The organism is Hansschlegelia sp., assembly GCF_035538955.1.
Taxonomy (GTDB): Bacteria; Pseudomonadota; Alphaproteobacteria; order Rhizobiales; family Methylopilaceae; genus Methylopila.
Genome location: NZ_DATLJK010000017.1, coordinates 98649 through 117494, shown reverse-complemented (window position 1 = coordinate 117494; position 18846 = coordinate 98649). Strand labels below are relative to the sequence as shown.

At 69.7% G+C, this 18846-nt stretch carries 16 protein-coding genes; 11 read left to right on the top strand and 5 right to left on the bottom strand.

Annotation, left to right across the window (positions count from 1 at the left end):
* The first annotated feature begins 249 nt into the window (after window positions 1–249).
* From VM780_RS16570 to VM780_RS16540, 7 genes are all read left to right on the top strand, one after another.
* On the top strand, window positions 250–1287 hold the full coding sequence (locus VM780_RS16570) for an aliphatic amidase (protein WP_325449342.1): 1038 nt from the start codon (window positions 250–252) through the stop codon (window positions 1285–1287).
* A 130-nt stretch (window positions 1288–1417) separates the two neighbouring features.
* Entirely contained in the window at window positions 1418–1882 is a 465-nt protein-coding gene (gene ureE / locus VM780_RS16565) for an urease accessory protein UreE (protein ID WP_325449340.1), read from the top strand.
* Window positions 1879–2544: an urease accessory protein UreF gene (locus tag VM780_RS16560; RefSeq protein WP_325449338.1), complete on the top strand. Its 666-nt coding sequence runs from the start codon at window positions 1879–1881 to the stop codon at window positions 2542–2544. The genes ureE and VM780_RS16560 overlap by 4 nt, the downstream gene beginning before the upstream one ends.
* A 15-nt stretch (window positions 2545–2559) precedes the next feature.
* Window positions 2560–3255: an urease subunit gamma gene (locus VM780_RS16555; RefSeq protein WP_325449336.1), complete on the top strand. Its 696-nt coding sequence runs from the start codon at window positions 2560–2562 to the stop codon at window positions 3253–3255.
* Between the two features lie 10 nt (window positions 3256–3265).
* The gene (gene ureC, locus VM780_RS16550; protein ID WP_325449334.1) at window positions 3266–4978 is read left to right on the top strand and encodes an urease subunit alpha; all 1713 of its coding nucleotides are present in this window, start codon (window positions 3266–3268) and stop codon (window positions 4976–4978) included.
* A 5-nt stretch (window positions 4979–4983) separates the two neighbouring features.
* The gene (gene ureG, locus VM780_RS16545; RefSeq protein ID WP_325449332.1) at window positions 4984–5634 is read left to right on the top strand and encodes an urease accessory protein UreG; all 651 of its coding nucleotides are present in this window, start codon (window positions 4984–4986) and stop codon (window positions 5632–5634) included.
* Window positions 5631–6479 carry an urease accessory protein UreD gene (locus tag VM780_RS16540; RefSeq protein WP_325449330.1) on the top strand — a complete coding sequence of 283 codons (849 nt, stop codon included), beginning with the start codon at window positions 5631–5633 and terminating at the stop codon, window positions 6477–6479. The genes ureG and VM780_RS16540 overlap by 4 nt, the downstream gene beginning before the upstream one ends.
* A gap of 101 nt (window positions 6480–6580) precedes the next feature.
* On the opposite strand, the gene VM780_RS16535 is transcribed toward VM780_RS16540, so the two are convergent.
* The 5 genes from VM780_RS16535 to VM780_RS16515 all read right to left on the bottom strand — a co-directional run bounded on the left by VM780_RS16535 (window position 6581) and on the right by VM780_RS16515 (window position 13379).
* Entirely contained in the window at window positions 6581–8863 is a 2283-nt protein-coding gene (locus VM780_RS16535; RefSeq protein WP_325449328.1) for a nitric oxide reductase activation protein NorD, read from the bottom strand.
* Entirely contained in the window at window positions 8860–9699 is an 840-nt protein-coding gene (locus tag VM780_RS16530; protein ID WP_325449326.1) for a CbbQ/NirQ/NorQ/GpvN family protein, read from the bottom strand. Before VM780_RS16530 ends, VM780_RS16535 begins: the two co-directional genes overlap by 4 nt.
* 191 nt (window positions 9700–9890) lie before the next feature.
* Window positions 9891–11135, bottom strand: a complete 1245-nt coding sequence (locus VM780_RS16525; RefSeq protein WP_325449324.1) for an ABC transporter substrate-binding protein — start codon at window positions 11133–11135, stop codon at window positions 9891–9893.
* A gap of 23 nt (window positions 11136–11158) precedes the next feature.
* On the bottom strand, window positions 11159–12715 hold the full coding sequence (locus VM780_RS16520) for an ATP-binding protein (RefSeq protein ID WP_325449322.1): 1557 nt from the start codon (window positions 12713–12715) through the stop codon (window positions 11159–11161).
* Window positions 12708–13379: a response regulator transcription factor gene (locus tag VM780_RS16515; RefSeq protein ID WP_325449320.1), complete on the bottom strand. Its 672-nt coding sequence runs from the start codon at window positions 13377–13379 to the stop codon at window positions 12708–12710. The genes VM780_RS16520 and VM780_RS16515 overlap by 8 nt, the downstream gene beginning before the upstream one ends.
* A 534-nt stretch (window positions 13380–13913) precedes the next feature.
* On the opposite strand from VM780_RS16515, the gene VM780_RS16510 reads away from it, so the two are divergent.
* The 4 genes from VM780_RS16510 to VM780_RS16495 all read left to right on the top strand — a co-directional run bounded on the left by VM780_RS16510 (window position 13914) and on the right by VM780_RS16495 (window position 18844).
* The gene (locus VM780_RS16510) at window positions 13914–14276 is read left to right on the top strand and encodes a hypothetical protein (RefSeq protein WP_325449318.1); all 363 of its coding nucleotides are present in this window, start codon (window positions 13914–13916) and stop codon (window positions 14274–14276) included.
* A gap of 422 nt (window positions 14277–14698) precedes the next feature.
* Complete coding sequence (locus tag VM780_RS16505) at window positions 14699–15139, top strand: N,N-dimethylformamidase, small subunit (RefSeq protein ID WP_325449316.1); 441 nt, start codon at window positions 14699–14701, stop codon at window positions 15137–15139.
* A 139-nt stretch (window positions 15140–15278) separates the two neighbouring features.
* On the top strand, window positions 15279–17666 hold the full coding sequence (locus tag VM780_RS16500) for a N,N-dimethylformamidase beta subunit family domain-containing protein (RefSeq protein ID WP_325449314.1): 2388 nt from the start codon (window positions 15279–15281) through the stop codon (window positions 17664–17666).
* A gap of 74 nt (window positions 17667–17740) precedes the next feature.
* On the top strand, window positions 17741–18844 hold the full coding sequence (locus tag VM780_RS16495; RefSeq protein ID WP_325449312.1) for a ring-hydroxylating oxygenase subunit alpha: 1104 nt from the start codon (window positions 17741–17743) through the stop codon (window positions 18842–18844).
* The last annotated feature ends 2 nt before the right edge of the window (window positions 18845–18846 follow it).

The window sequence follows — 18846 nt, the reverse complement described above, 5'->3', positions numbered from 1 at the left end:
GCCAGATCACCAAGGTTGTTGATCCGGCGCGGCGATGTAGCCCGACAGTTCCCGTCTTGGGAATTGGCGGGCTTTTTTGTTTTTCTGCCCCGTACAAGGCTGTCCGGGGAGCCACGCAGTCGAACACAACCTGGCCGGAGCCGCGCGTCACGCGCCACGACTTTGGCTGACCTTTCGAAGCCTTGCGCCAGCCGCAAGCCAGCGGCCGGCGCCCTCCGCGGTCCCGGGGCCGCCACAGGAGAGACCAGGATGATCCACGGCGATATCGGCTCGAGCAAGGACACCGTCGGCGTCGCGGTGGTGAACTACAAGATGCCGCGGCTGCACACCAAGGCCGAGGTGCTGCAGAACGCGAAGAAGATCGCCGACATGGTGGTCGGCATGAAAGCCGGCCTGCCGGGCATGGACCTGGTGATCTTCCCCGAATACTCGACCCACGGGATCATGTACGACTCCAAGGAGATGTACGACACCGCCTCGGCGATTCCCGGCGAGGAGACCGAGATCTTCGCCGACGCCTGCCGCACGGCGAAGTGCTGGGGCGTGTTCTCGCTGACCGGCGAGCGCCACGAGGAGCACCCTCACAAGGCGCCGTACAACACGCTTATCCTGATGAATGACCAGGGCGAGATCGTTCAGAAGTATCGCAAGATCATGCCCTGGGTGCCGATCGAGGGCTGGTATCCGGGCGACTGCACCTATGTCTCCGAAGGCCCCAAGGGCCTCAAGATCAGCCTGATCATCTGCGACGACGGCAACTATCCGGAGATCTGGCGCGACTGCGCGATGCGCGGCGCCGAGCTGATCGTGCGCTGCCAGGGCTACATGTACCCGGCTAAGGAGCAGCAGATCACCATGGCCAAGGCGATGGCCTGGGCCAACAACACCTATGTGGCGGTCGCCAACGCCACCGGCTTCGACGGCGTCTACTCCTATTTCGGGCATTCGGCGATCGTCGGCTTCGACGGCCGCACGCTCGGCGAATGCGGAACCGAGGAGAACGGCGTGAACTATGCGCAGCTCTCGATGTCGCTGATCCGCGACCACCGCCGCACCGGCCAGTCCAACAACCACCTCTTCAAGCTGCTGCACCGCGGCTACACCGGCATGATCAACTCCGGCGACGGCGACAAGGGCGCGGCCGCCTGCCCCTACGACTTCTACAAGCGCTGGATCGCGGACCCCGAAGGCACGCGCGAGATGGTGGAGGCGATGACGCGGCCGACGGTCGGCGTCGACGAGTGCCCGATCGAGGGCCTGCCGACCGCCGCCACCACGCACCGCTGAACCAAACCAACGGGCGTCATGCCCGCGCCTTCGCGCGGGTATCCACGACTTCGGCGTAGCGCGCGTCGATCCCAGAAAGTCGTGGATACCCGGCTCCGCCGGGCATGACGGCACTCTCCGGACACATCCCATGCTGCACATCGACGGCGTCGTCGGCAAACGCACCGATCCGCACATTCACGACCGCCTCCATCATCTCGAGCACCACGGACGCGTGGAGGTGATCACTTTGCCGGCGTCTGAGATGGCGCGGCGCCGGCTGCGCCTCACGACGCCGTCGGGCGAGGAGCTCGCGATCGCGCTGCCGCGCGAGGAAAAGCTGTTCGACGGCGCGGTTCTGCTGCTCGAGGACGCGCGCGCCATCGTGCTGCGGGCCGAGGTCGAGCGCTGGCTGCGCCTGCAGCCGCGCTCCATCGCGGACGCCATCGAGATCGGCTACCACGCCGGCAACCTGCACTGGCGGGTGCGCTTCGAGGGCGAGAACCTGCTGGTCGCGCTTGAAGGCCCGGTCGAGGACTATCTGGCGCGCCTCGACCCGCTGCTCGCCGGCCGCACCGTCCCAAGCTCGGTCGTCAGCGACGATCTCGCCGCATGATCGGCCAGCTGCTCGCGATCTGGCAGGCGGACGCGGCTTTTCCGAGCGGCGGCTTCGCGTTCTCGAACGGGCTGGAGGGACTCGCGGCGGGCGGCGCGGCGCTCGACCCGGACGCGCTTCGCCGGGTGATCGAGGGCGCGCTGCGGCGTCGCTGGTCGACGGCCGACCGCCCCGCTTTGCTGAGGGCGCTCGCGCGCGCCGACGATCTCGACGCGGTCGTCGAGATCGACCGCGAGATCGAGGCCACCACGCTCGCGGAGCCGTTCCGCTCCGGCTCCCGCAAGAACGGCGCAGGCCTGCTCGCCGCCCATGTCCGGATCGGCACGCCGGGCGCGCGCGAGTGGCAGGCGCGGGTGCGCTCCGGCGCCGCGCACGGTCATCTGGCCGCGACTCAAGGGATCGTCTGGCGTGGCGCGGGGCTCGACGCGCAGGGCGCGAGCCTCGCCTCCGGCTACATGGCCGCCTCCGGCTTCGTCACCGCCGCGATCCGGCTCGGGATCATCGGCGCGGTCGCGGCGCAGTCGGTGCTGCGCGACCTGCTGGGCGTCGTGGCCGAACTCGCCGCCGCGCCGCCCCCGGCGCGGATCGAAAGCTTCTCGCCCCGGCTCGACGTGGCGGCGATCCGCCACGCGCGCGGCGAACTCCGCCTGTTCGCGAACTGACACGATGAGAGCCGCATGCTGCTGACGCCGACGGAACTCGAACGGCTGACGATCTTCACGGCGGCCGAGCTCGCCCGAAAGCGCCGCGCGCGCGGGCTGAAGCTCAACCACCCCGAGGCGGTGGCGTTCATCACCGACGAGATCCTGGAGGGCGCGCGCGACGGCCGCTCGGTGGCGGATCTCATCGGCTTCGGCGCCACGGTTCTGACCAGCGCCGACGTGATGCCCGGCGTGCCGGCGATGATCGACATCCTGCAGGTCGAGTGCGTGTTTCCGGACGGAACCAAGCTCGTCACGGTCCACCAGCCGATCCGTCCCGCCGAGGGCTCCGCCCCGGATCCGGTGGAGCCCGGCGCGTCGCTGCCGCTCGACGGCGAGATCGAGCTCAACGCCGGCCGGCCGCGCGTGACGCTGACCGCCGTGAACACCGGCGACCGGCCGGTGCAGATCGGCTCGCATTTCCATTTCTTCGAGGTCAACCGGGCGATGGAGTTCGACCGCGCGCAGGCCTTCGGCATGCGGCTCGACATTCCGGCCGGCACCGCCGTCCGCTTCGAGCCGGGCCAGAGCAAGGAGGTCACGCTCGTGGCGTTCGGCGGCAAGCGCTTCGTCGGCGGCCTGAACGGGCTGACGGACGGCGACACGACGGCGCCGGGCACCCGCGAGGCCGCGCTCGAAAAGGCCCGCGCGGCCGGCTTCCGCGGCGCTTGAGGGATAGGTCATGGTCAGCATCGCGCGGCGCGACTACGCGGCTCTCTACGGCCCCACCGTCGGCGACGGGGTCCGGCTCGGCGACACCTCGCTGGTCGCTGTGGTCGAGAAGGACTACGCGGCCTATGGCGACGAATGCCTGCATGGCGGCGGCAAGACGCTGCGCGACGGGCTGGGGCTTGCGGCCGGGATCACCAACGAAGCCGGCGCGCTCGACTTCCTGCTCTGCAACGCCACCGTCATCGACGCCGTGCTGGGCGTGGTGAAAGGCGACATCGGCATCAAGGACGGCCGCATCGTCGGCGTCGGCAAGGCCGGCAATCCGGCGATCATGGAAGGGGTCGACCCGCGGCTGATCGTCGGCGCCGGCACCACGGTGCGGGACTGCGAGGGCCTGATCGCGACCGCTGGCGGCATCGACGTGCATGTACACTTCGATTCTGCCGGGCTGGTGGAGCACGCGCTTGCGAGCGGGATCACCACCATGCTGGGCGGCTCGCTCGGCCCGATCACGGTCGGCATCGATTCCGGCGGTCCGTTCAACACCGGCAAGATGATCCAGGCCTCGGAGGCCTGGCCGATGAATTTCGGCTTCCTGGGCCGCGGCAACAGCCACATTCCGGGCTCGCTTAGGGAGCAGCTCGAGACCGGCTGCCTCGGGCTCAAGATCCATGAGGACTGGGGCGCGATGCCGGCGACGATCGACGCCTGCCTGCGCTCGGCGGACGAGCTGGACTACCAGGTGCAGTTGCACACCGACACGCTCAACGAGAGCGGCTTCCTGGAGGACACGCTCGCCGCGATCGGCGGCCGCACCATCCACATGTACCACACGGAAGGCGCCGGCGGCGGCCACGCGCCCGACGTCATCCGCGTGGCCGGCGAGGCCTATTGCCTGCCGTCGTCGACGAACCCGACCAATCCCTACACGGTCAACACGTTCGACGAACATCTCGACATGACCATGACGTGCCACCACCTCAACCCGGCGATCCCGGAGGACGTGGCCTTCGCGGAGAGCCGCATCCGGGCGCAGACGATCGCCGCCGAGGACGTGCTGCACGACATCGGCGCGATCTCGATGCTGGGCTCCGACAGCCAGGGCATGGGCCGCATCCACGAGGTGATCTGCCGGACCTGGCAGCTCGCCTCCAAGATGAAGGATCAGCGCGGCCTGCTGCCGGAAGACAGGCCGGGCTTCGGCGACAATGAGCGCATCAAGCGCTACATCGCCAAATACACGATCAACGCCGCGAAGACTTTCGGCATCGCCGACCATGTCGGCTCGCTGGAAGACGGCAAGATCGCCGACATCGTGATCTGGCGGCCGGCTTTCTTCGGCATCAAGCCGGAGCTGATCGTCAAGGGCGGCTTCATCGCCTGGGGCGCGATGGGCGACTCGGCCGCCTCGCTGATGACCTGCGAGCCCGTGATGCTGCGCCCGCAATGGGGCGCGTTCGGCAGGGCCGCCCCTGCCCTTTCGGCCTGCTTCGTCCACCCGCTCGCGATCTCGCGCGGGCTGCGCGAGGAGCTCGGCGTCTCGAAAATCCTGCTGCCGGCGCAGGGCACGCGCGGCCTCAGGAAATCCGACATGCTGCACAATGACGCCCTGCCCAACATCCGCGTCGACCCGCAGACCTTCGATGTGTTCGTCGACGGCGAGCTCGCCACCTGCGAGCCCGCGACCGAGCTGCCGCTCGCGCAGCGCTACATGCTGAGGTGACGGCGATGCTGGATGTGACATCCCCCAACGAGCTTCGACCGACCGCCTCGGTGGCGGCGCGCATAGGCGTCGGCGGCCCGGTCGGCTCCGGCAAGACGGCCCTGATCGAGCGGCTGATCCCGGAGCTGCGCGGCCGCGGGGTGAACCTCGCGGTGGTGACCAACGACCTCGTCACCAAGGAGGACGCCGAGCGGCTGCGCCGCTCCGGTCTGATCGACCCCGAACGGGTCTCGGCGGTCGAGGCCGGCGCCTGTCCGCACACGGTGATCCGCGAGGACCCGACGCTCAACATGGCGGCCGGCGACGAGATGGAGGCGCGCTTTCCGGGCCTCGAGCTGGTGATCTTCGAGTCCGGCGGCGACAACCTCGCCTCGACCTTCTCGCTCGACTTGGTCGACTGGTGGATGTTCGTGATCGACGTCGCGGGCGGCGACGACATCCCGCGCAAGCGGGGGCCGGGCGTGCTGAAATGCGACCTGCTGGTCGTCAACAAGACAGACCTCGCGCCGCATGTCGGGGTCGACCTCGAGAAAATGCTGGCGGAGGCGCAGGGCGTGCGCGGCGCCAAGCCGGTCGCGGCCACCAACGCCCGAAGCGGAGAAGGCGTCGCGGCGGTCGCGGACGCGATCTGCCGCGCGGTGCTGTTCCGCGAATGAAGCCCGCCCTCTACGGCGAATATTCAGGCGCGGCGTTCCGAGAGCGGCGGGCGGAGCTGGTCTTCGCCCGGGGCGGCGGGCGGTCGGCGCTCGTCCGGCAGGTGACCCCCTACCCGTTCCACGTCACCCGGCCTTTCGCGCTCGACGCCGCGCGGCCGGACCTTGCGACCCTCTATCTGCAGTCGGCCTCCGGCGGGATCTATCGCGGCGACCGGCTGGAGCTCGATCTTGCTGTGCGCCCGGGCGCGGCCGCCCATGTCACCAGCCAGGCCGCGACGGTCGTGCACCACACCGGGGCGCAGCGGGCGCGCCAGATCACCCGCCTCAGCGTCGCGGAGGGCGCGTTCGCCGCGCTGACGCTCGACCCGCTGATCCTGTTCCCGGGCGCGGAGCTGACGGTGGAGACCTCCGTCCATCTCGCGCCCGGCGCGCTGGCGATCCTGGCCGAAGGCGTGGCGGCGCACGACTTTTCCGGCGCGGGCCGGCCGTTCGGCGAACTGCGCGCCGAGACCTCAGTGTTCGGCCCTGACGGAAAGCTGCTGCTCGCCGACCGCTCGACCGTTCCGGGCGCCGAGTTCGCGGAGCTGCTCGGGCCCGGCATGGCGGCCTACGGCTCGGCGCTGCTGCTCGGCCCCGAAGGGCGCCTGCCGGACCCGGCCGCGCTGGAGGCGGCGCTCGACGCTGTCGGATGCCTCGCCGCCGCTTGCCCGGCGCCGAACGGCGCAGGCTTGAGCGTGCGGATGATCGCCTCGAATGGCGGCCGCATCGTCACGGGCGTCGAGACCGTGTTCGCGCTCGGCGCCGAGGCCATGCTGGGCTTTTCGCCTGCGCGGCGGCGGAAATAGCGCCTCCACTTCCGACGCCGGGCTCCATGTCGGCCATGGATCCTCCGGACGAGCCGGAGGATGACGAGGCGCCTCATGACCACGCGCGGCGGACCAAAGCGCTACAGCCGGGCGAGCCTGAAGTAGAGCTCCGAGAGCCGCGCCGGCAGCTCCTCGATGCGCCGGACAGGCAGCGTGTTAGCGCGGCCGAAGATGCGCGCGTCGCAGCCCTCGCCGAGCGTCACGCCGAACACGTCGACGCCGGTCCGCCGCAGGCCCAGCACGGCGCGGCGGGCATCTTCGACGAGGTCGAGCGGGTCGGCGACGTCGATGTCGGACGGTTCGCCATCGGTCAGCGCCAGCACCAGCTTGCGATGCGAGCGCAGCGGCGCGAGTTCGGCGCCGGCGTGCCGGAGCGCCGCGCCGAGCCGCGTCGAGAGGCCGGAGGACAGGCCGGCCAGGCGCGCCATGGCGGCGGCGTCCATCCGGCCGGAAAACTCCTTCACGCGGGTGAGCCGCACCTCGTCGCGGCCGCAGGAGGCGAAGGCCCGCACCGCGAAGCGGTCGCCGATCGCGTCCATGGCGGCGCCGAGCGCGGCGACCGCCAGCTTCTCGATCTCCAGCACCGTGGCGGCCCCGACGCGGTCGCGGGTCGATTGCGAGACGTCGACCAGCGCGACGGTGGCGACGTCCCGGACGCGCCGCCCGGCGGCGCGATGGATGCGCCCCTCCGGGATCTCTCCCACCCGCAGCGCGATGCCGGCCTCCACCGCGGCGTCGAGGTCGAGGTCGAAGCCTTCCGGCTGGCGCTTCAGCCGCGCCGCGCGGCCCACCCGGGCGCCGCGCACGAGCCGCGCGATCCGCTGGCGAAAGCCCGGCAGCGCCTCGAGAGCGGCGGCGAGCGCCCGCCGGTCGCCCAAAGCCGCCGGAGCATCCCGCACCGTGGTCCATCGCGCGCGCTCGACGCCCGCCGCGCGATCCCACTCCGGATAGCTCGCGACCACCTGGCCGGCGGCGTCCGGCTCGATCTCGCGGGCGCGCCCGGCCTCCTCCCGCGGGGGCGCGTCGGCCATGCGGCCGTCGTCGCCCTCCTCCGGCCGCGGACGCGCGGCGTCGACCGCCTGCTCGATCTCCTCCGCCTCGGCGTCCGGCTCGTCACCGAAGTCCCAGAGGCCGAGATTGTCGTCGCGATAGAGCGGCTCGACCACATAGCCCCTGGGATCGAAGCGCAGGCGCATCTGGCCGATGTCGTTGCCCAGCAGCCCTCCGATGGCGCGGGCGAGCGTCGGATCCTCAAGCCGGCCGGAGGCGTCGGCGAACAGGCGGCGGCCTTTCGCGACGAAACCGTCCGGGTCCTGATAGTCCGGGTCGAACAGGGCGCGCGCGAGCCGAGCCATCAGCAGTGCAGCGTTGGTCGCCGCGACCGGCCGGGCGACATGCCACGGCGCCCAAAGCGCCCGCAGCCCCGGGAAGCGCCGCATGGCGAGCGCCTCGACGCGGGCGTCCTCGATCAGGCCGACAAGGGCGATCTGCAGCGGCTTCAGCTTGCCGGCAGGCCGGCGCGGGCCGCCGAAGACGCGGTGCGCCATCGCGTGCGCGAGCGCGGCCCGGTAGGGGCCGGGCGCCGCGTCCGCCGGGACGCCGCGATAGACATGCGGCATGCGGATCAGGTCGCCTGCGAGCGAGACGCGCTGCGGCGCCGGCGCAGCGCCGACGCCTTCGAGCGGAGCAAGCCGCGGCGGCGCGCCCCACAGCGCCGCGCCGAACAACACGAGGCCGCGCTCCAGCTCATGGAATCCGGCCTGGCCGGCGCCCCGCTCCAGCAGCCGCCGCGCGGCCGGGTCCGCCAGCGTGAAGAACGCCTTCAGCCGGCCGCGATCGCCGCCGCCCGCCTTCAGGCCTGCCGCCACGAAGTCCTCGAAGCCGTGGGCGCCGCCGGCCGCGAGCACCATCGCGGAGCGCTCGACCAGTGGCTCGGCGCAGTCCGGCGCCGCGCAGGCGAGCCGGCTCAGCGCGGCCCACCAGCGCGCCCGGTCGGGCGGCGCGAGACGCGCAGCGACGGCCGGGGCCGCTTCGAGCGCCGCGGCGGCGGCCTTCGAGCCGGCGCCGCGGGCGAGCTCCGCGGCGGCGCAGGCGTCGGCGGCGAGGCCAGCCGCCCCGGCGCCGCGGGACATGTCCGTGAGCCGACAAAACAGCGCAAGGCAGCGGCCGCCGGCGTTGGCGTGGACCAGCGCCAGCGCGCCCTCCGCCCAGTCATCGACATCCTCTGCGCTCCAGCGCCGCCGCAGCCTGTCCAGCGTGGCGCGGAGCTGGGCGCCGACGTCCGCCCGGTCGCCCGCAAGACGCAGCAGACGCGTCGCGGCGCCGGCCGCCGCAGCGGGCCGCGACAGCGCGTCGGTGGTCACGACGCGGCCAGGCCCGCCGGCAGGCTCGCCGCGATGGCGGCGCCGAGCGCCTCGCGCAGGTCGGGCTCGTCGGTGATCGGCAGCAGGATCGCGGCCCGAACCGCGGCGTCCGCCGGCGCGCCGGCGCGCAGCAGCTTGCCGGCGTGGATCAGCATGCGGGTCGAGGCGCCTTCGGCGAGCCCCTGCCCGCGCAGATTTCGCGAGCGCAGGCCCACCTCGATCAGCCCGCGCGCCTGCTCGCCCGAGACGTCCGCCTCCCGCGCGACGACCTCGGCCTCGACGGCCGGGGCCGGATAGTCGAACTCGATCGCCACGAAGCGCTGCTTGGTGGACTCCTTGAGGTCCTTCACGGCGCTCTGGTCGCCGGGGTTGTAGGAGATGGTGAGCTGGAAGTCGGGATGCGCCGGGACGAGCTCGCCCCTCTTCTCGAGCGGCAGGGCGCGGCGGGCGTCGGTCAGCGGATGGATCACGACGGTCGTGTCCTGCCGCGCCTCGACGATCTCATCGAGATAGCAGATCGCGCCCCCGCGCACGGCGCTCGTCAGCGGCCCGTCCTGCCAGACGGTGCCCTCCGGCGCGAGCAGGAAGCGGCCGGCGAGGTCGGCGGCGGTCAGGTCCTCATGCGCCGCGACCGTCACCAGCGGCCGGCCGAGCCGCCACGCCATGTGCTCGACGAAGCGCGTCTTGCCGCAGCCGGTCGGCCCCTTGAGCATGACGGGCAGCCGGCAGGCGTAAGCGGCGGCGAAGATGTCGATCTCGTCGCCGACGGCCCGGTAATAGGGCTCGTCACGGATCGCATAGGCGGACAGGCCGCCTGCGAGGGAGGGTTCGGTCATGTGGGGGCTCCGGTCCCGGCCGGACCCTCGGTCCGGTCGCGCTTAGACGCGCGGCGGATGCACCGCCGCCCGGCGTCTCTGCCGGAGACATCCGGCGACAGCCCTGTCGGCCGGATCAGACGGCCTCATGGCCGCCTTCATATTGGGACCAGCTTTCGCCTCGCGCGCAAGCGCTTTGAGGCCCCGCCGCGTCACCCCGCCGCTGACCTGGCGGCGCGCCGGCCGCCCATCCAGGGCGGCAGGACGAAGCGCTCGGTGTTGTAGGGCTCGGGCGCGATCATCGAGAGCGGCTTACGGTGGTCCTGGATCTGGTAGAAGATGTGCGGCATGCCGAGCGATGGGTCGTGGGTCACGACCGGATAGGGCTGCACCGCCTGCCATTCCGGGTGATAGCGGATGACGCCCTGTACGCTGCGGTAGATCATGCCCTTCAGCGCGAAGGCGACCTTGCGGTTCTGCTCGAAATCCCCCGGCGCGCCCGAGCCGCCCGCCATTGCGGCGGCGACCGCATAGTGATGCATGTTGCTGTAGGTCTGACAGCCGATGCCGGCGGTCGAGCCCTCGCCGAAACGGGCGTTGTAGCGGGCCTCGAAGCGCTTCCCGATGTCGTCGCGCAGCAGACCGATCACCGATGAGACGATGACGCCGACGCTCGCCTCCTGGGCGATGTCCGTGAAGGTGCGGTGCATCGCGCCGTATTGAAGATAGACCAGGCAGTCGATCGGCTTCTCCATGAACTGCCGCTGGAAGTAAGCCAGGTCGCCCGCATAGAAGTGGGTGTTGGCCACCACCGCCGGCTGGGCGGCCCGCACCTCCTCGATCACCTCGCGCCATTGGTTTGTCGGCGTCTGCACGATCTTGGGCCCGAAGCACAGCCGCCAGCCATAGTCGGCGGCGGCCGCCGCCATCGATTGCGCGATGACGATGCTGTAGGGCTTCGAGCCCGAGATGATCGCCAGCCGGTCGGAGCTCGGCGTCCACTGGCCGGTGTCGCGCAGCCAGGAGATGAACTTGATGAAGCCCGGCCCGTACCAGTAGTCGGCCGGGTCGGCCATGAAACATCCGAAGTAGCGCTCCGGATCGCTCATCACCGTATCGTGGTGCTGAAGCAGCGTGTTGGCGTGAACGTAGATGATACCGGCGTCGGCGATCGGCTCATATTCCGAGTTCTGCGGCCCGATATTGTAGCCGTTGACGATCGCGTGGACCTTGTGCTTCTCGATCAGCCAGCGCGCTGCGGCCACGACCTCCTCGGCGGTCTGGCGGCAGGTGTCGGCGAAGATCGGCTCGAACCTGCGCCCGAGCAGCCCGCCCCGCGCGTTGAGCTCCTCAACGGCCAGGATCATCCCCTTGCGGAATTCGGCGCCGTCGGCCGCCGACGGTCCGGTGAGCGGGATCATGCTGCCGATCGGGACAGGTGGAAGGTCGGCGGCCACAGCTCAAATCCTCGCCGGAGGCGTCACTGCCGCGACCCTGAAATCAGGCCGGGCTCGAACAGCAGATTGTGCATCAGCACCCGCAGCCGCGGCGGGCTCACGGGCTTGATCAGCACCGGCAGCCCCTCTTCGCGGATGCTCTCCAGCACGCGCGGCTCCGCGTCCGCGGTGACGATCATCGCCGGCGTCGCCACGCCGAATTCCGCGCGCAGCGCCCGGACGACGTCGACGCCGGTGCGGCTCTTCAGATTGTAGTCGGCGACGATCAGGCTGACCGAGACCCCGCTCTGCGCCAGCCGCACGGCTTCCGCCTCGTCGGCCGCCGCGTGGACTTCGATGCCCCAGCGCTGCAGCAGCTGCGTCATGCTCCGGCGCAGAATGTCGTCGTCCTCGACCAGCAGCACCGGCGTTCCGGCGAATTCGCCCGCGACCATCTCGCTGATCTCGGTCTCGCCGCCCTCGCTGTGCCAGATGTTGCCGAGCGGTACGGTGACGGAGAAGATCGAGCCGCGCCCGACCCGCGAGCGCAGCCGGACCGGCAGCTCCAGCAGGTCGGCGAGGCGCTTGACGATGTTGAGGCCGAGCCCGAGCCCGCTCTTCTGCCGCCGCCGCGCCTCGGCGGCGCGGTAGAACTCCTCGAAGACGCGCTCGCGGTCCTCCTCGCGCACGCCGCGGCCGGTGTCGACCACCTCGATGCGCAGCAGGCGGCCCTCCTTGCGGCAGCCGACCAGCACCGTTCCGACCTCGGTGAAGCGGATCGCGTTCGCGACGAAATTGCTCAGGATGCGTTCGAGCAGCGCCCGGTCCGTCGCGACCGTGCCGCGCGGAGTGACGAATTTGAGCTTCAGCCCTTTCTCCTGCGCCTGGTGGCGAAACTGGATGTCGAGCCGCTCGAAGATCTGGGAAAGCTGGAAGCTGGTGACACGGGGCTGGATGCGGCCCGCGTCGAGCTGGCCGATCTGAAGCAGCGCGCCGAGCAGATCCTCCATGATGAGGGCCGCGACGCTCATGGCGTGCAGCATGTCGGCGCGATGCGCCTCGTCTGGCTCGCGCATGCAGTTGTAGATCAGGATCTTTAGCGAGGCGAGCGGCTGCCTGAGGTCGTGGTTCGCCGCGCGCAGGAAGCGCGACTTGGCCTCGTCGGTCGCCTCTGCGACCTCCTTGGCCTCCCGGAGCGCGCGCTCGTTGCGCTTGACGGAGGTCACGTCGGTCAGCGTCTGGACCATGCCGCCGCCCTCCAGCGGCGCCTGCGACAGGTTGAGGACCCGGCCGTCCGCCAGTACGTAGTCGCTCTCCCGGTCGCGCCCGAAACCGGCGCGCTCCGCGCTCTCCCATTCGGCCGCGGACGTCGGCAGCAGCCATTCGCGGGAGCGCGCAAGTTCCCCGACGAAGCTTTCGAACGAGGACCCGATCGGGACCGGGAATTCGAAGATCCGGCGGAACCTCAGATTGGCGTAGCTGAGCGCGCCGTCGGCCGACCAGATCGCGATTCCGGCGGGAACGGCCTCGAGCCCGGCCCGGAGCGCGGCCAGCTCGGCCGCATCCGACGGTTCGGTTCGGCCGAACGCCGCTTCAGCCACGCCCGGCCGCTGCGATGTCGTTGCCGAGACTGATCGCGTAGTGGATGGCGGCGGAGCGGTCGTGGAGGTTGAGCTTCTTCATGACGCTGCCGAGATGCACCCGGATCGTCTGGCTGCTGAGCTCGAGCTCTTCGGCGATGCGCTTGATCGAATAGCCGCGGCCGAGCAGCGACAGCACGTCACGCTCGCGGCCGGTGAGCGCATGCAGGCTCCGGCCCCGTGGAGCCGGCGCGGGCTCGGCCGCCTTCTGCGCGCCTGCCGGCGCCGAGCGCTCGATGATCCGCCGCGGGAACGACACCTCGCCGGCCAGCACCCGCTCGAGCGCCCGCTCGATCTGCTCGCCGTCGGACGATTTCGGGATATAGCCGATCACGCCCTGCTCGACCGAGCGCAGCACATATTCGACGTCCTCATGGACCGAGATCACCACAACCGGCACGTCGGGGAAGTCGGCCCGCAGCCGGCGCAGCCCGGCGAATTCGTCGAAGCCCGGCATCACCAGGTCGACCAGCATCAGGTCGACGTCGGGATGCCCGCCGAGGATCTCGGCCGCCTCCTCGAACGTCTCCGCCTCATAGATGTCCAGCGTCTTGCGCAGGCGACGCATCACCTGCTTGAGCGACTCCCGGACCACCCAGTGGTCGTCTGCGATCAAGACCTTCATGCCCGCACGCGCCAGACGTTTCCGCTCAATCGCCGCTGTCTTGGAATCGCAATGCGCGCGGACCCGCGGCTCGTCACCCGCACGTTGCGCCCTTCTGTCACGCTCGCCGGTCCTTTCCAAGGCCGCCAAAGGCGGAACATGCGACTCGCGCCTCGGCCGCCGCTCTCCAGAAGCGAAATATATCTAGACATTTCCTTGGAGCCAATCTCGGCGACTCGGCACGGCCCGCCGCCCAGGCGGCGTGCGACGAGGCCACCCGCCGGGCGCGCCAATTCAGCACAACGGCCTTTTTTTTACTTCTGGACGTTCCGGCCAAGCGAACCGGCGGGCGCCTGACCCAAGGCAGGGCCGCTCCCTAGGTCAATGGACAGATTAGACGTTTCGTCTAGGCTGACGAGCATGGGGCGCCCCGCGCTCGCCGAACTTGGCTGGGGACAAGCGCATGCGGCGCGTCACCGCCCGTCCGTCCGGACCGACGCGCCCGCAGGGCCGCGGCGGCGCCGGCCGCGCAAGGCTTATCGGGACGGAGGCGAAATGCCGGCTGAACAGGGCGCGGGAAGCGCAGAGCCGCAACCGTCCCTGCGCCGCTACGAGCAGGTGAAACGGCGCTACTTCAAGACGCTGATCTCTCCCGAGATCATCGAGGAGCACCGCAGCAGACCGCTCGGGCCCCACGGCAGGGAGCTCGCGCGGCTCCTGCTTTATCTGCGCCGCGCGCCTGACGCGAAGCCTTACGCGATCATCGCCGTCGAGCCCTTCCGAGCCTACCGGATCGTCGCCGGAAGCCCGCGGGAAACCGGGGCGCCGGACGCCTCGGACGGGAAAATTTACGCCTCCGCGAGCGAGGCGCGACACGGCGTCTTTCTGCGGCGTGTCCTAGACCTTCTGGAGTCCTGAGGAGGAGCAGACGCGATGGCGCATGAGAGCCGCCGACCGCCGCGGCCAGGTTGCAGCCTCGCAGGAGGCGTCACGACGCCGCACCTGAGGCGAGCGGCCGGCGCCTCGACATTGAGCGACGCCGAATGCCGCCGCCCCTGAGCCGCCAGCCGGCCGGCCGCGCGCTGCCCGCCCACGAGGCGCCGAACGCCCATAAAAAGGTCTGCTGGCGCCCCTTGCCGGATACAACCATCTAGCTGACTTCAGTTTCGTATCTAGAAATTTTGGTTATTCGCAATTGACGGCTCTTGCAGGGGCGTTGTAGCTTTCACTCAAGCTTATCGAGCAAAGGCCCTCGCCTCGCTCAGTATAGACAGCCTCTTGTCGTGAGGTTGCAGCACCTTTTCGCCCTCTCGGAGGGCGTTGCTTCAAAGAGGACCGGCATGATCCCGATTCCGAAGAAGGGCACGCCCGAGCGCGAGGCGCTCATCAAGGAACACCGCGAGTGCGTCGACTCCATGAAGGGCGTTGCGGGCTTCTCGGTGCTGAAATGCGAGACGCCGGGCGACACCACCGTGGTGACCGGCGGCGTCCATGACGACCCGGTGCTGAAGCGCGTCCTGCTGCGCATGCGCGGCGAATCCCCCAAAGGCAAGCTGATCGTCATCTGCACAAAGGTCGACGCGGAGTGGCGGATCGGCCGCCTGTCGGGAATTCGCGGCGTCCCGCCGGAGTTCGTCAACGACAAGGTCTACACCGACGAGCAGGAGATCCAGCACGACATCTTCCTGATGCGGCTGGACGAGCTCCCCGAAACTGCAGGAACGCCTGAGGACTTCGAAGAAGGCTGGAAGCACCGGGACGACAACTGGCCGGTCACCTGAGCTGAGCCTCGCCGTCACAGGCTGAGCGGCGGCCGCGCCGCCCAGCGCCGGGCCTGTCGACTGCGCCCCTGCGGGAGAGCGCAGACGGGATCTTCTTGCCTCGCGCAAACATAATGTCTGGAGAAATCTGATGTGCGCCATGCGGTTGACTGGATACGCCGACAAATTCGGCGTCCACCCCGGCGACAAGATCAAGTTCTATGTCAATTGCGACGGCCCGGCCGAGTTCAAGGCTGAAGTCGTGCATATGATCAACGGCGACACCAATCCGCGCGGACCCGGCTTCATCGAGAAGCCGATCGAGGCCGAAATCAACGGCGCCTATAAGGGCCGCAAGCAGATCATCCACAGCGGGTCCTACGGCTATGTCGAGGATGCGCCGCAGCTGCGCGTTGAAAGCTTCACGTTGCAGTGCTGGATCTGGCCGACCACGCCCAAGACGCATCCGCGCTACTGGAAGCACGGCGCGCAGGGCCTCGTCACCAAGTGGATGGACGGCAAGGGCTACGGCCTCTTCATCAATGAAGACGGCCAGGTCGAGCTGCGCATCAATGACCAGAAGATCACGACGGGCGCCCCGATCCGCGATCACGCCTGGCACTTCATCGCCGCGAGCTTCAACGCCGAGACCGGCGAAGCCACGCTCTATCACGAGCCGCAGATCGTCTATGCGCTCGATCCGGTGATCGAGCCGGTCACCGCAAAGCTCGAGACCAGGATCGAGCACAGCTCGGCGCCGCTGGCGCTGGCGGCCTATGTGGAGAAGATGGACGAAGACCCGCTCGGCGCGTCTTCGCTGCCTGCAGGCGTGTGGTTCACCGGCAAGTATAATGGCAAGCTCGACAGCCCGCGCATCTGCAAGAAGGCGCTGAGCCGTTTCGAGATCGAGCAGATGAAGGGCGGCGCGCAGCCCGGGCTCACCGAGCGCCGCAACTCCGGCCCGACCGGCGCGCTCTCCGAGGCGATCGTGGCCGCCTGGGACTTCTGGGACGGCATCAGCACGATCGTCGCCAAGGACAACGGTCCGTACCGGTTCGACGCGCAGCTCGTGAACTGCCCGACGCGGGCGCTGACCGGCTACAACTGGGCCGGCGAGAACTTCGACTGGAAGCACGCCAAGAAGGAATATGGCGCGATCCACTTCCATGACGACGACGTCGACAACGCCCGCTGGGAGGCGGACGTCGAGTGGGCGGTTCCGGCGGAAGGCCTCAAAAGCCGCTTCTACGCGCTGAAGCTCACGACTTCCGAGGGCGACGAGGACTACATCCCGTTCTGGATCGTGCCGCGCATCGGCGAAGAACAGTCCAAGATCGCCGTGATGGTCCCGACCATCAGCTACATGGCCTACGCCAACGAGCACGTGGCCTGCAACGCCGGCGGCGCGGAGCTGTTCGTCTACCGCGTGCCGATCATGCAGCACCAGAACATGTTTTTGGCTGAGCACCGCGAATATGGCGGCTCGATCTACGACACGCACACCGACGGCTCGGGCATCTGCCTGTCGTCGCGGCTTCGGCCCATCCTGTCGATCCGGCCGAAATACGACCACTTCCTGGCCCAGGCGCCGTGGCAATACCCGGCTGACCTTCATCTGATCTACTGGCTAGAGCAGATGGGCTATGAGTACGACGTCATTACCGACGAGGACGTCACCTATGACGGCCTCGCCAGGCTCGAGAACTACAACGTCGTCATCACCGGCTCGCATCCCGAGCACAATTCCGGAACCCAGCTCGACGCGATCCACAACTACACGCAGCGCGGCGGCCGGCTGATGTATATGGGCGCCGACGCCTGGTATTGGGTGCATTCGTTCCACCCGGCCTATGACGATCTCGGTCGCGGCGTGGTCACCGAGATGCGGCGCTGCGAGTCCGGCATCCGGACGTGGCGGGCCGAGCCCGGCGAATACTACCACCAGGGCACCGGCGAACTTGGCGGCATGTGGCGCTTCCGCGGCCGTTCGCTCTATTCGGTCGCCGGCGTCGGCATGACGAACGAAGGCTTCGACATCTCGACCTATTACAGCCGCACCCCGGACAGCCTGGACCCTCGCGTCTCCTGGGCGTTCGAGGGCATCGAATATGACGACAAGATCGGCAATTTCGGTCTCGTGGGCGGCGGCTGCGCCGGCCTCGAGCTCGACATCGTCGACGTCACGCTCGGCTCGCCGCCGCACACGCTGGCGGTCGCGACCTCGGCGGGCCGGCACACCGAGGCCTACCTGCTCGTGATGGAGGATTTCGGCTTCAACCAGCAGGGCCTGGATGGCACCACGCATCCGCGGGTGCGCGGCGACATCGCCTTCCACGAGACGCCGAACGGGGGCGCGTGCTTCGCCTTCTCGTCAATCGCCTTCTGTGGCTCGCTGCCGTGGAACGAGGGCAAGAACAACGTCTCCACGCTGGTGAAGAACGTGCTCGACCGCTTCTCCGCAGACGGCCCGCTGCCGCCGCCGCCGGCCGACGCCATCAGGCATCGTGGGCGCGCCGACTACGAGTCGCCGGCGCTCGCCAGCGCCTGACGGCGACGACGCTTCCGGTCCGCGGCGGCTCCGCCCGCGGACCGGGCTCCCTGCATCCCAGAGAGGCGCCGCCCGTGTCGAACCGTCCGGACCTCGGCTATTTCGACGAAGGCCAGGATCTCGCCAGCGCCGCCTTCTATGCCGAGGCGCTGAAGCCGCCGGGCGAGGCGCGCGTGCTGCCGCCGGCGGCGTTCCGCTCGCTCGCCTTCACCGCGCTGGAGGACGAGGCGGTCTGGACGCGGGACTGGATCTGCGTCGGCGCGCATGAGGCGATCCCGGGCGTGGGCGACCTGCTGCCCTTCACGGTCGGGACGCATGGCGTCCATGTGCAGCGGACTGAAGAGGGCCTCAAAGCTCGCTTCAACAAGGCGCAGCATGGCGGCTGCCGCGCGGTGCCGCTGCAGTGCCAGACCGGCGCCAAGACCCGCTGCTCCTTCACCTCCTGCGGCCACAGCCGCGACCGGGCCGCGATCCCGGCTGGCGAGCTCGGCGACGGCACGCCCGAGATGCACCAGTATCTCGGGCTCCGGCCCGAGCGCCTGCTGACCGCGCAGGTCCGCAGCTGGGGCCCGCTGATCTTCGTCAATCTCGACGTCACGCCCGAAAGCCCCGAGGCGAGCCTCAAGGCGCTCAACAAGGCGGCCGGGTTCTTCGGCAACCACAAGCCCCTTCGATCCGAAGAGATCTGGCTGGAGTTTCCGGCGAACTGGAAGCTGCTCGCGCAGGCGCTGGCGGCCGGCGAGCCGATCGTCGAGGACGAGGACGCCGGCTGGCTGCTCGCGCGGACGGAGCTTTCCGACGCCACGGACACCGTCACGGCCTGGCTGTTCCCCAACCTCGTGCTGCTCGCGACCGACCGCGAGACCTGCACGCTGACGCTCCAGCCGAGCGCGATCGGCCAGACGATCTGCCGGGTCAGTCTCTATGGCGCGTCCCCTGACGCGGACGCGCTCGCGCGCTGGCGCAGCGTGGTCGAGGCGCGCGCCGCCGCGGCTGTGGCCGGGCAATTCGCTGCATCCCGCTGGGGCGCGAGCTTCCGGCCGGAGACCGTCGGCGCGCCCCTCCCGGTTCAGACCGATCCGCATGGCCAGTGGATGGCCCGCGCGCTCGCCCGCCGCATCGCCCGCGTGCCGCGCGCCGCCCTGCCCCAGCCGCTGTTCCAGACCCCGAGGAGCTGACC

Excerpts from the sequence above, each read along its gene's own strand:
- VM780_RS16515 (WP_325449320.1), bottom strand. The coding sequence starts at position 13,379 with ATGAAGGTCTTGATCGCAGACGACCACTGGGTGGTCCGGGAGTCGCTC.
- VM780_RS16510 (WP_325449318.1), top strand. The coding sequence starts at position 13,914 with ATGCCGGCTGAACAGGGCGCGGGAAGCGCAGAGCCGCAACCGTCCCTG.
- VM780_RS16560 (WP_325449338.1), top strand. The coding sequence starts at position 1,879 with ATGATCGGCCAGCTGCTCGCGATCTGGCAGGCGGACGCGGCTTTTCCG.
- ureG (WP_325449332.1), top strand. The coding sequence starts at position 4,984 with ATGCTGGATGTGACATCCCCCAACGAGCTTCGACCGACCGCCTCGGTG.
- VM780_RS16570 (WP_325449342.1), top strand. The coding sequence starts at position 250 with ATGATCCACGGCGATATCGGCTCGAGCAAGGACACCGTCGGCGTCGCG.
- ureC (WP_325449334.1), top strand. The coding sequence starts at position 3,266 with ATGGTCAGCATCGCGCGGCGCGACTACGCGGCTCTCTACGGCCCCACC.
- ureE (WP_325449340.1), top strand. The coding sequence starts at position 1,418 with ATGCTGCACATCGACGGCGTCGTCGGCAAACGCACCGATCCGCACATT.
- VM780_RS16555 (WP_325449336.1), top strand. The coding sequence starts at position 2,560 with ATGCTGCTGACGCCGACGGAACTCGAACGGCTGACGATCTTCACGGCG.
- VM780_RS16500 (WP_325449314.1), top strand. The coding sequence starts at position 15,279 with ATGCGGTTGACTGGATACGCCGACAAATTCGGCGTCCACCCCGGCGAC.
- VM780_RS16505 (WP_325449316.1), top strand. The coding sequence starts at position 14,699 with ATGATCCCGATTCCGAAGAAGGGCACGCCCGAGCGCGAGGCGCTCATC.
- VM780_RS16540 (WP_325449330.1), top strand. The coding sequence starts at position 5,631 with ATGAAGCCCGCCCTCTACGGCGAATATTCAGGCGCGGCGTTCCGAGAG.
- VM780_RS16530 (WP_325449326.1), bottom strand. The coding sequence starts at position 9,699 with ATGACCGAACCCTCCCTCGCAGGCGGCCTGTCCGCCTATGCGATCCGT.